The sequence below is a fragment of the Arthrobacter glycogeni genome, assembly GCF_054510815.1.
In genome coordinates this window covers 90,570-102,632 of record NZ_JBTNDV010000009.1, presented here as the reverse complement: position 1 = coordinate 102,632, position 12,063 = coordinate 90,570, and the positions used below count along the sequence as shown (strand labels likewise).

Annotated in this window: 9 protein-coding genes; all 9 read left to right on the top strand. The window is 61.5% G+C overall.

The window, feature by feature from the left end:
• Window positions 1-657 precede the first annotated feature (657 nt).
• Window positions 658-945 (top strand): hypothetical protein, encoded by a 288-nt coding sequence (locus ACX80G_RS11230; protein WP_116778069.1) that lies wholly within the window; start codon window positions 658-660, stop codon window positions 943-945.
• A gap of 237 nt (window positions 946-1,182) precedes the next feature.
• On the top strand, window positions 1,183-2,421 hold the full coding sequence (locus ACX80G_RS11225; RefSeq protein WP_459307725.1) for a type IV secretion system protein: 1,239 nt from the start codon (window positions 1,183-1,185) through the stop codon (window positions 2,419-2,421).
• Window positions 2,414-3,925, top strand: a complete 1,512-nt coding sequence (locus ACX80G_RS11220; protein ID WP_459307724.1) for an SCO6880 family protein — start codon at window positions 2,414-2,416, stop codon at window positions 3,923-3,925. Before ACX80G_RS11225 ends, ACX80G_RS11220 begins: the two co-directional genes overlap by 8 nt.
• A gap of 119 nt (window positions 3,926-4,044) precedes the next feature.
• The gene (locus tag ACX80G_RS11215; protein WP_459307723.1) at window positions 4,045-5,382 is read left to right on the top strand and encodes a putative type IV secretion/conjugal transfer ATPase; all 1,338 of its coding nucleotides are present in this window, start codon (window positions 4,045-4,047) and stop codon (window positions 5,380-5,382) included.
• A gap of 116 nt (window positions 5,383-5,498) precedes the next feature.
• On the top strand, window positions 5,499-7,205 hold the full coding sequence (locus ACX80G_RS11210) for a type IV secretory system conjugative DNA transfer family protein (protein WP_459307722.1): 1,707 nt from the start codon (window positions 5,499-5,501) through the stop codon (window positions 7,203-7,205).
• Window positions 7,189-7,698: a hypothetical protein gene (locus ACX80G_RS11205; RefSeq protein ID WP_459307721.1), complete on the top strand. Its 510-nt coding sequence runs from the start codon at window positions 7,189-7,191 to the stop codon at window positions 7,696-7,698. The genes ACX80G_RS11210 and ACX80G_RS11205 overlap by 17 nt, the downstream gene beginning before the upstream one ends.
• Before the next feature lie 88 nt (window positions 7,699-7,786).
• A complete protein-coding gene (locus ACX80G_RS11200) occupies window positions 7,787-8,950 on the top strand; it encodes an ArdC-like ssDNA-binding domain-containing protein (protein WP_459307720.1) in 1,164 nt (387 codons plus the stop codon).
• A gap of 62 nt (window positions 8,951-9,012) precedes the next feature.
• On the top strand, window positions 9,013-9,525 hold the full coding sequence (locus ACX80G_RS11195) for a single-stranded DNA-binding protein (RefSeq protein ID WP_459307719.1): 513 nt from the start codon (window positions 9,013-9,015) through the stop codon (window positions 9,523-9,525).
• Window positions 9,526-9,994: 469 nt separating this feature from the next.
• Window positions 9,995-11,950 (top strand): DUF262 domain-containing protein, encoded by a 1,956-nt coding sequence (locus ACX80G_RS11190; protein ID WP_459307718.1) that lies wholly within the window; start codon window positions 9,995-9,997, stop codon window positions 11,948-11,950.
• Window positions 11,951-12,063 lie beyond the last annotated feature (113 nt).

The following is a 12,063-nucleotide window of genomic DNA, read 5'->3' as shown; positions in this document are numbered from 1 at the left end:
CGTCTACGGCAACGTCACGGTTGTTTCATTCGCTGCTGCTGTCCCGGCCTAAGCGCTCGCCCAAGTTTCTGTTCATCATTTCGTCCTGGGCGGGTGACCGCTGAATTCCAAACCCGGCTCCGGTAGGTCACCGGACCGTCCTTCCATGTCACTTCTCCTGCCTTGCCGGTCCAGCCTACACCTCACCGCACCAGCTCGGCGCAGTTCGGGAACCGGATCGAGCCTGTCCTGGGGTCCTCCTGATCGGTCCTCCGATGCACAAGGTCCGTGAGGTTGCAGCGGCAGCAGGTGGCTCTGCCCGAACGTGCGATGTAGGGACCTTCAGTCGCGGGTTCCGCAAAAGCCTCCGAAGGGCTTCACGAGTGCCTTTCTCCGAATGCAGTTCTGCCCAAGTCTTTCGCGGCGCCAGCGACCGAGGGGGCTCATCCTGGCTGGCGTGGACAGGGGTGAACCAAATTGCGGGTTTTGCGGCCAGGTGCGGCGGCTCCCGTTCGCTCACGGGGAAGCGGGATCCTTCTCTGGGCGCGGCAGGATGACCCAGAAGCTGAGAATCCGTGCCGGGCATCAACAGCAGTCATGTTGCCCCACGCCGCAGCGTCTATGAAGTCGTGAGCCCAAACCCCTCATTCCATTCGAAGACGACAGACGGAGCGCCCGATGTTGCTGGCAGCTGTGGATCCTGGAATTACCCCTAACGCCGACTTTCCCTTTCTCGAATCGCTGAAACAGATCGGCGGCGGCATCCTCGTCGGTGCCTTCATAGTAATTGCCATTGTCGCGATCATCGGTGCCGCGATGCTGTTGGCAGGCAAGTTGAGCCAATCTTCGCGGCTCGCCTCCGGTGGGGGCATGATCCTGCTCTGGACAGGCCCGGTGGCAGCAATACTGGGTGCCATTAACGGCTATATCCTTTGGTCCCAGTCGGCGTTCAATCTCGGATTCTAGGTCTGAGTCATCATGCCTGTTGATTGTGATCTCAACGGATGGTGGCCACCGGGGTGCGGTCTTGTCTCCCAAGCGAACGACGGCATCCAGGGTTCCATTACATCGCTTTTTGCGAATATTCTTCAGAACATCGCCTCGTGGATCTGGTCCTTCATCACTGGTGCGTTCAGTTTCTCAGACGTAGATGATTCGCAGTGGATCGCTGTCGAAGGGCTCACGAGTTGGTGGGTCGTCGTCATGATGACACCCCTTGTCGTTGCCATAATCCTCCAGCTGCTGTCGGGTTTGATCAGCCAACAACCCCGCCGTCTTGTGCGTGCACTAGTAGGCGGGGCTGCCGCTGTCCCTCTGGTCGCAGCTGCCGTGTTTTTGGTCCGCCAGCTCACCAAAATCAGTGATTCGGCGTCCTCGGCGCTTCTTGGCTCCCTTGGGACAGATCCGTACATGCTTTTCATGAGGCTCTTCGGCTTCGAAAAGGCTCCGGCCGGCGCCGGCAGGGACTGGAATGTCGTCTCCTTGGCTCCCGGGTCCAGTGGCGGCGCGGCCGGTGCGGTTGTCGTCACTGCCATGGCAGTCATCGTTGTTTGGGTTCTCGCGTTCATCCTGATGTGTTCGATGATCTTTCGATCCTTTGCGCTCATAGTGCTCGCCGCAGTTGCCCCGGTCGCTCTCATGCTCATGCCGTGGGAAAAGACGCAAACGTGGGCACGGCGGTGGTGCGAGATCGTCGTCGCGTTGCTTCTCGCCAAGCCGTTAGCCGCGACCGTGCTGGCCGTGGCCATCAAGCTCTTTGCTGAGTCGAAGTCATTCGCTGGACTGGCAGCAGGCGTAGTCGGAATGGCCTTGGCGTGTGGTGCTCCGCTGATGGCGTTGCGCCTGGTTAGTTTCGCCGGTGGTGAGCTTGCAGCAGCCGCGCAAACTGCGGGAGGCGGTCACGTGCTTTCTCGAAGCTCTGGCTTTGCCGCCCGGCAGATCAGCAGACAGGCCGGCGGCCGCCTCACGCTCGCGGGCCTGGCATCTCATTCAACCGCGACCCGTCCGATCCAGTCGAGCCGACCGCAGTTTCCTACTCGTGTGCTGCCACCTCGGGCACCGCTGCCGCCAACGCATACCGGCACGACTTCGCCTGGGCCTCCCAAGGGCGCTGCCTCACCGTTGATGCTCGACGCCGGCGCCACGGCTACCGAGCGACCCTCACCCCGGGCACATGGAGGCCGGAGCGGGCCGAATTCGCATACGAGTGCAACGGTTGTGAGCCCGGATACACGCGTAATCGGCGAGCAGACCACGCCGCTGAGCCAGGCGGCTGATCAGACGGTCCCTCAAACGGCACCGCAGCAAACTACCCCGCAGCCAACCTCTTCGCCACCGCCGCCAACCTCCCCGCCGGGGCCTCCGATGGCAACGCCGGGCCGCCCGCCCATCCGACAGCAAGCAGTTGTCCAGCACCAGAATGACGGTGATTCCCATGGCTGAAAATTCGCGCGCCCTCGAGGCCGTTAAGTTCCCCCGGTACGAGCGTCGCGGCATCTTTATGGGCTTGAAGTGGTACCAGCTGCTGCTGCTGGCGGGCGGGGTCCTTGTCGCCAGCACGGCGTCAGCACTTCGCGGACCAGTTGGCTTCTTCGCATCCGGACCAATGTGGCTGTCACTCATCCTGCTCGGGTTGCTCCAGTATTCGAGGATTCCTTACCCGGTATGGGCCGGGCATGCAGCCTTGTTCCTGTCCCGGTTGGCCGCCCGGCAGACCCGTTTCCTCGTCAGACCGGAGCGCCCGGCCTTAGCGGGGCACCTGGCGCTGCCGGGCGGATTGGGAAACCTGGAATTGCGTCGCACCTCAACCGGTGAGTCATTTATCGTGGATGCCCGAGCCAAGGAAGCGATCGCCGTGCTGCGATGCAGCGCCAAATCATTCGTGCTCCTGGACTCTGACGACAAGGCATCGGCGGTTCAAGCCTGGTCCCGCGTGCAGGCAGGCATGGCCCAGCGCAGCAACGTCGCCAGAATCGCCGTCCAGGACTACACAGTTCCCTATCTCTCGTCGGCCTTACGCAACTTCTACGAACGCACTGTCCCACAGCCTTCAAGCACCCCAAAAGAACTCACCTGGGGTCAGCGCGCTTACGAGGACCTGATCGCCGCGGCCGGATCGGCCATGAGCCACGACCTCTTGCTCGCTCTCGTTGTCGACACGGGCAAAGCGCGACGTCGAATCAAGGAGTCAGGCGGGGGACTGGTCGGCGTCGAGCAGGTGCTGCGGCTTGAGGTCGAGGCCATGACTACCGCGCTGGGCACACACAATGTCAGGGTAGAGGAATGGCTCCCGGAAACAGCGGTTCTCGACGTCGTCGGCGGCGCCTTTGATCCGGCCGCCCCGACAACCCCGGTCCGGCAGCCCGCGGTCAGCACGACGGCGCCGGGGCCGGGCCCGCAGAACGCTACAGAACCAAGGGCGCCGGGCGTCGCTGCCGGGCCGATGGCGGTAGATGAGCATTGGACCTTTGTGCGGACTGACTCCGGTTTTCATCAAACGTTCTGGATTGCCGAATGGCCGCGGCAGAAAGTGTTTCCAGGCTTCTTACACCCCTTGATCTACGTCGGTGAGTTCCGCCATACGGTGACCGAGGTGATCCGGGTCGTACCCACGACCGAGGCCCTGCGGGACATTCGTTCCGCGCAGGAAGCCCATGAAACCCGGCGGCGGATCAACACCCGCTTCGACAGGCCGCTCACCCGTGAACAACGGGCAGAGGAAGAAGAGGTGACCCAGCGGGAGGAAGAGATCGTCGCCGGTCACGGAGACGTGCGGCCAGCCGCGTACGTAACGATTACCGCGGCCACGCTTCAAGACTTAGCCCGCCATAGGCAGGAGCTCGAGTCCGCGGCGGCGGGAGCCTTCGTCGAATTGCGGCTACTGGCTGGTCAGCAATGGGCTGCCTTCATCGCCGGTGCCCTCCCGTTCGGGCGGGGACTGCGGTGAATGGGACACGCCAATCCGTTCAGTACGTACCGGCAGGCGGGAACCGCCAGGAGCGGAAGGAACGACGCCGGCAGGAAGCGCACGATCACAGTCCACCGTGGGAGTCCGCGCTTCGCAGCTTGGTAGAGAGGGTCGGCGCCGGGCTCGACAGAAGGGAGCACGGAAGCGACTGGGGGAGCCGTGAAGCCAACTCTCTGCGTGGGCCGCACCGCCTGCGCCCGGCACCGCACCGGGCGTCCACCATGACCTTCGCCGCTGCATACCCGTTTATCACTGAGTCGGGACTGGGCCACGAGGGAACGTACATTGGCACAGACGTCTTTGGCTCAGGAGCGTTCTCCTACGATCCGTGGATTCTCTATGACAAGGGCGTGATCAGCGGCCCATCGATCGTCGTTATTGGCACCGTGGGGACAGGAAAGTCCATGTGTGGGAAATCTTTGGTGGCCCGGTCGATCACGCTGGGTCGGAAGGCCGCCGTCGCCTCTGACCCCAAGGGCGAGTGGGTCGCCGTCGCGAAGGCCGTCGGCGGGAAGGTTATTTCCGTTGGGCCCGGCCGCGTGGCCCGGGTTAATCCGCTCGATGCCGGTCCACGGTCCAGTGCGCTGAGCGAGGCGCAGTGGCAGGCCGTGGTCCGTCAACGGCGCCGCTATCTGTTGGTGGCCTTGGTGTCCCTCATGCGACAGGGGATGCCGTTACATCCGGTCGAGCACACAGCCCTTGACATGGCGCTCATGGAAACCGTGGCTGAGAACTCGAATCCCACGCTGCCGATGGTCCTGGACCACTTGTTGAAACCGTCGAGGGAAACCATTGGGTTGGTTGGCAAGGACGGAGGACAGGCCGTCAGCCACTCCCTGCGGCGCACCGTTTCCGGTGACCTGGAGGGCATGTTCGATGCCCCGTCCACTGTCTCCTTCGACGCTGATGCGCCCATGATGGTGATGGACACGTCCGCGTTGATAGGTGCCTCGGAACAGGCGCTGTCCCTTGCCGCGGCGTGTGGTGCGACCTGGCTGGAAGCGGCGGTCACCAATCCTGACGGCGGCAAACGGTTGGTGGTCTATGACGAAGGCTGGCGCATGTTGGCCGACCCATACATGCTGGCCAAAATGAGCGAGCAATGGCGGCTGGCCCGTACCTACGGCATTGCGAATTTGCTGATCATGCACAAAGTGGCCGATCTCAACGAAATCGGCGACAGTACTAGCGGGCACCGCCAGAAGGCACTCGGCCTGCTCACCGAAGCAGACACCAGGATTATCTACCGGCAAAAGCACGATGCGATGCGCCTGACTAAGGAGGCGCTGGGCTTGTCAGAAGCTGAATGCGAACACGTGGAGAACCTCCCTAAGGGCGTCGGGCTCTGGAAGGTTGGGAACCGGTCCTTTATCGTGGCGAACAGGGTCACCACCGATGAGTTGGAAGTCTTCGGCACCGACGACCGGATGATCTGAGCGCCGTCATGATTTGGAGGGCGGGGGACAACACTCCACTGGTTACGGCGGGGCTTATCGCCACAACTGGCTATGTTTGCCTGTGCGTCCTCGTTCAGAGCGCGGCCTATCTCTTGATGCTCTGGCGCTGCGGCGGTGTTCCGCCGTCGCACTTCAACCCGGGATCCGCCGCCGGACTCCTCATCGGCAGGATCGACTGGATCGTCCCACAAACAGAGGGATGCGAGGTAGGGACGGAAAGTGTCTGGTGGGTGGTCGGTTCGGTGCTGCTGCTGGCCGCGGTGGTCGCCGCCGGCTGCTACACGATTTGGAGGCGATGGAAGCAATCAGGTGCGTGGCTGCGCCAGGACATCTTGAAGCGGGAGGGCATCGCCCAGCGCTATGAAATCCTCAATGACTTCGGAGCCAGAGCTGTCCGGAGACGGGGCAAGTTCACACGGCCCGGCTTGGCCAGGCCCCGGATTCAGGACGTGGCGTGGACCTTAGGGCGTTCCCGTGGAGTCACCGTCCATGTTTCCACCGAGGAATCGATGGTCATTCAGGGCGCCCCGCGGTCCGGTAAGGGCCTCTATGTAGTCATCAATGCCATTCTCGATGCGCCGGGCGCGGTAGTCACTACCTCCACCCGAGCAGACAACTTGGTGGTCACAATGGGGGCCCGTGCCAGTGACGACAGACCAGTCACTGTGTTTGACCCGCAAGGAATGTCCGGGCTCCCCTCAACGCTTCGCTGGTCTCCGGTGCGAGGCTGCGAGGACCCGGACATCGCCACCCGCCGTGCCCTCGTCATCACCGCCGACACGGAGATGAAGGGCGAGAACGCCGCATGGCAAAAGCGCTCGCTGATCATCCTGCAATGCCTCCTTCATGCTGCCGCGCTTTCGGGCGAAGGCGTCAAAGCGTTTCGCCGCTGGTCCTCAAGCCCTGTCCTGGCGCGTGAGGCGTTGGAGGTACTCAGCAGGCCAGAAGCTGCTCTGGGGTGGCAGGCCGATCTGATGGGAATTTTGGAGGACGATCCGCGGAACACATCCAACTCCTGGATCGGTGTCTCGGCCGCCGTGGCGCCCCTGTCATCGCCGAAGGTGCTCGCCGCTCTGGACCCCCAAGATGAGTCCCGGGAGTTCGACCCCAAGGAATTTATTCGCGATCGAGGCACGCTGTATCTGATCGGCACACGCGCCGGAGCCGCCGCAGCAGGGCCCTACCTATCAGCGCTGATCGACGACATCGACAATGCCGCCCGCGAGATGGCCTTTATCGCCGCTGGGGGCCGGCTGGATCCGCCGCTGTCACTCATCCTGGACGAGATTGCGAACCTAGCACCGTGGCCGGGCTTGCCGATAGCGCTCTCCGACGGCGGCGGCATCGGTATATCCACTCTCGTGGTCCTGCAGTCCCTGTCCCAGGCACGGACGGGATGGTCAATCGATGAGGCGGCAACCATTTGGGACTCGGCAATTATCAAGGTCATCTTCGGCGGCGGTTCTGACGAGCGCGACCTCCGGTCGCTGGCCGGGCTGCTGGGGGAGAGAAGCTTAGTTCTGAATACCCGTTCCTGGTCTGCACAGGGCCGCCAGGACGGCGAGCAGATCAGGGAGAGCCCGGTCTTGGCGTTGCATGAGATCCGGCGCCTACCCACAGGCACAGCACTCATGCTCGGACGGCGAACCCGCCCCATCCTGTTGGACCTGCGCGAGTGGCACAAACGTAAGGATGCGGCCGAACTTGGCCGGTCGAAACTTAAGCTTGAGCAAGCGCTGGCGGACGGGCACCGTCTGCGGCAGCAAACACCCGTGGAGGTGAGCGATGGCGAGCCACGATGACACCGAACGCTTTGAGATCCCCTCAGCAGGAGGAGAAGACGACGACCTAACGGCCGAGCTTTTCAGGTCCGCATTCCGGCCGCCCGGGAGAGTGAACGGCGTAACCTCCCGGTGGCGGGAACTGACGGCGGTGCAGGCCGGGACGGTGTGGGGCGACCTGGCAGTGTGGGTCCGATGGTTAGTCGCCACGTACTCGCTGACGACATCGGTGGTCCCGGATTGCTGGTGGCGCCACACCGAGATCGTTGCCGAGTTGTACGCGCTGCACCGGGCGGAACTGGCCTCTTACGCCATCGATGATTCTGGCTTCGGGCCGCTCGCCTTTCATGAGCGGCTGCCCCACGCCGTCGAGCGTTTGCGGACCCATACCCGCACGGCCGGCTGCGTCGGACTGCAAACGCACAAGGAGCCCGCGTTGAGAATCCTGCGGCTGGACGCGCCGGGCTTCGTTGAGTGGCAGACGACCTCCCACCAGATCGCTGACGAATGCTGAAATCATGTTGTTTGCGTCTTTCAGGACATGAATGGGTATCCGCAGGGTTGTCTCGGCGGAAACTCTAGAAGTATGGAGGGCGGCTGTCGTGGCCCCTGAAGCTGAAGACGAATCCATCGATGTGGCGGCATCCGCCGCGTTCAGCGCGGGCGACCGCGTCAAGGCGCGCATGACACCGGAGGCACGCATCGCTGCCCTAACCGATGGTCTCCACAAGATCCTGGAAAAGGCGGTTGAATTTCCGTCGCATTGGCAGGTGCTGCTAGATGCGTCAGCCACGTTATGGCGATACTCGGGCGGCAACGTTGCTCTGCTCATGATGCAGATGGCTCAGCGCGGCACCGAACACCCCACCCTCGTGGCCGGCTACAGGGAATGGGTTCGCCACGGTCGAACCGTGTCGCGGGGTGAGCATGCACTTTGGGTGATCGCGCCCCGGACGGCCCGCGTTCAGCATTTGACACTTCCTGACGGTTACCGGCAGCGCATCCCGGCGGGTGATCAGTTGCCGCACGGCGCCGCCGAGGATGGAGAAAAGACCGTCATCACCGGCTGGCGCGGGCAGGCAGTCTTTGACGTCTCACAGACGCAGGGGACACCGATATTGGTGCCCCGCGGCGGTGCCGCCGCTGGCGTGGATGCAGGAGAACTGTGGCGATCCCTTACGGTCATCGCCGGCAGACACGGGTTCGACGTCGATGTGACGGCCGCCCAGTATGGGCTGACGAGCGGCTTTACGGACTTCGCCGGACACCGGGTCCAGGTTGGCGCGTGGTTAGGTCCAGAAGAGCGCACCGCGGTCCTCGCTCACGAGCTTGGGCATGTGCTGCTTCATGGGCCTGACGACGAGATCGGCCGGCTCTATGGCAGCAGCGCAGACCACCGGGGGCTGGCCGAAGTCGAAGCTGAATCCGTCGCTTACACCGTGCTCAGGGCTCACGGGATCGACCGCGGCCCGCAATCCGCCACCTACCTGGCCGGATGGGCTGACGCTGTCATCGAGTCGGAGAACGATGCGATGGTCCACGACTCCGTCCGTAAGCTACCAGGACCCCGCGTGGGCATTGCCAAGTCAGTACTTGGCCGCGTCACCGCTGCCAGCAAGGGAATTCTCGAGATCACCCATCCGCCGGGATTCGGCGGCAAGATCTCCGCTGCCGGCACAGATCCTCGCGTGAACCCCGCAGCGTCCTATATGGGCGTGGAACGGCCCGGGCGGTCTGTGGATGGGCCAGTAATGGCCGGGCCGTAACGATGGCCGTACCAAATCTGTCCGGCGGGAGAGTCCCGCCGGCATCTGAAAGGACAAAATTAATGAGCACCAAGATCCCGGTCAGCATCGCGGGTAATCTCGTCGCTGACCCCGAGCTGAGTATCGGAGAAAGCGGCGTGGCCCACGCTAAGCTACGTGTGGCCGTTAACCAGAGAATCCAGGGGGCAGACGGCACTTGGCACGATGGAGAACCTGTCTTCCACAATGTCTCCGCCTTCCGCGCGTTAGCAGAAAACGCGGCGAAATCGCTCAAAAAGGGCGACCCGGTCACTGTTGCGGGGGAACTCGAATTCCGCTCGTACGAGAAGGACGGAGAACGCCGGGAAGCACGTCGGATCGTCGCCGATACGATCGGGCCGGACCTGCGTTTCGGCACATCGGCGTACCAGCGCATGGCACATGTCCCCGTTCCGGCGCTCGACGCGGAAGTGCGTGCAGGCCGTGCGGTGCCTGCCGCTACGGAGGGTGCCATTGCGGCCTACAAAGTCACCTCGAAAGGTCCTGCGGTGGCGCACCCTTTCGGGGGCGCGGCGGGGAATGAGATGAGCTACTGAAGAGCTGAATGGTCCGTTCGGGTCGTGGGCGTGAGTGCTGCCAACAAGAGTTCGTGAGCACCCCGACCCGATTTCCCATGCGGCGAGCGCCGGAGTGCCTCAGTCACTTCATTTGAGAAAGTACACTTTGGCCGAGCGACCGTCGTCATCGTCGAGGGTACGTGCACGCCAACTCCACCGACGATGCGGCACTTTCCCAAAGACGTGCACCCAGCAACTAGGCACGCTGTCTGGCATTGCACATTGCAGAAGTAGCGCAGGGTGTTCATCGAAACCTCACAGCGCCAGCGTTCAGGACCAAGCAATTTAGGGCAGCAAAACCAGCTAGCTATCATCTAGGCGCTGGATGGATAGCTGTACCCAAGCAGGTGCATGTCGATTCTCCTGTGATAAGTGCTTGCTGGCATCATGTGTTGGCTAGATGGAAGCGGGCCAGTAAAAGTAGACTGACACGGAGGGCGCGCTGTCCTTGTCATCCGTCTTCAGCGAAGCGGGCCTTGAAAGACCATCATGGGGGAGAGCTGCCTTGGAAATTCAGCCGGAAAAAGAGAACCTGGACAGAACGTTCTCGCAGACGGTTTTCAATATTGACTTCTACCAGCGAAGCTACAAGTGGGGGTCAGAACCCGTTCGTCGTCTCCTCGACGATGTCTTTTTCCAGTTCGATGAAGCCTGGAGTAAGAACTCCTCCCTCGAACCCACTGTAGAAAACGTGATGGATAAGTACCCTTGGTATTACCTCAACACCTACGTGACCAACAGGGTGGACGGGAGGGTCTACGTGGTGGACGGACAGCAGCGGCTCACCACTCTGACGCTAGTACTTATCAAGCTTTTCCACCTTTCACGACGGTTTGAGTCTTCCCACCAACACTGGATCGAAAGCAAGATTGTGGGACATTCCGGTTCCGGCCGGAAGTTCTGGATGAACCACGCCGGACACTTGCCGGTCCTCCACGCCCTCTACGAAGGAACTGACCCCCTCCTCATCGACACCGCCTCAGGGGTGACATCGGAGAACATGGTCGCGAACTACCGGATCATCAGCGATCAGCTAGACGGTAGCTTCGCCGAAGTTACTCGATTCAACACCTTCGTGATCTTCTTTCTGCAGCGCCTTGTTCTCGTAAATCTGGACGTCGACTCAACCCAAGTCCCCATGGTCTTCGAAGTCATCAACGACCGCGGGGTGAAACTGAAGCCCCACGAGATCCTCAAGGGGAAGTTGCTTGGGCAAATCGAGAAGAATGAATTGTCCCGCATGGGTCTCAACGAGCTCTGGGATTCGAGGGTTGAAGCGCTCTCGGCGTACGGCGAAGACACTGTGGATGACTTCTTTCGAGCATGGCTCAAAGGCAGGTATTCGGACACCCGTTCGGCAGGACGGCGGTTTGACGGCGACTACCACCGCGAAATGTTCAAGCAAGACCTCAACAAGATTTTGAACCTCGAACATAGTCCCAGCGACGTCAAGAAGTTCCTGACCGAAGACTTCGATTACTACACGAACCTGTATCTGCGGGTGCAAGGATACGCTCGAATCCCCACTGCAGGGTTCGATGCTACATATTTCAACGGCTCTGCGATCAACAAAATTGATTCCCAGTCATCTCTCATTCTCGCGGCGTGTTCAGTGCAGGACCCGGAAGAGGACGAGAAGATTGCCGCGGTCACTGAAGCCATTGACAGGATGTCGACTCTTCTTCGCCTGCAGGGGGCTTACAGTTCCAATGAGTTTTTGGACCGTATGTTCCTGGTAGCCGCGGAGTTGCGGAACAGGACGGCCGACGAGATCCCGAAAGTGTTTGAAATCCATCTTGCAGCGGAGATCGCGTTACGCCGAGGAATCGCGGACCCGGGCGCATTCAACCGCCAGCTCTTCAACACGATGACGGTGGATCGGCTGGGCAGCCGTTTCACACGGTACTTCTTCGCGCGGATCGAAAGATTCATCGCTGAAGGGATGCAGAAGGAGATGAAGCATTCAATCGAGGACCTGGTCACCAAAACAGGCCCTAAGAACGGCTTTCACATTGAGCACATCCTGTCCTATAATGCGGAAAACAGGGCGCTGTTCGATGGGGATGACGAGCGCTTCGAATCCGAGCGTGCACGGCTAGGCGGAATCCTTCTTCTCAGGGGGCGGGACAACATCTCCAGCAACAACGAACCGTACGCCCAGAAGCTCCGGTCATACTCCAACAGCCTCTACTGGAATGAAACACTGCGCGAGGACACCTACAAGGCTAAGAAAGACTTCACCGACTTCATTGCCGGGACCGGTCTCAAGCTGAGGGCGATACCAGAGTTCGGCCCCGCGGCACTCCATGAAAGACATTCGGTCTTGGGAGACATCGTTGAACTATTGTGGCCGGTGCAATCACGCACCGACACCGGCGCAATCCCTCTGCGTTCCCCGGAATAGACCTGCTCAGTCAGCTGGTGTTCAAGATGACCAGATTACGCACCTTCGTCAACTTCGGTCAGTGGCAAGGTGTCCCGGTCCCGAAGGAACGGGACACCTTGAAGACCGAGCAA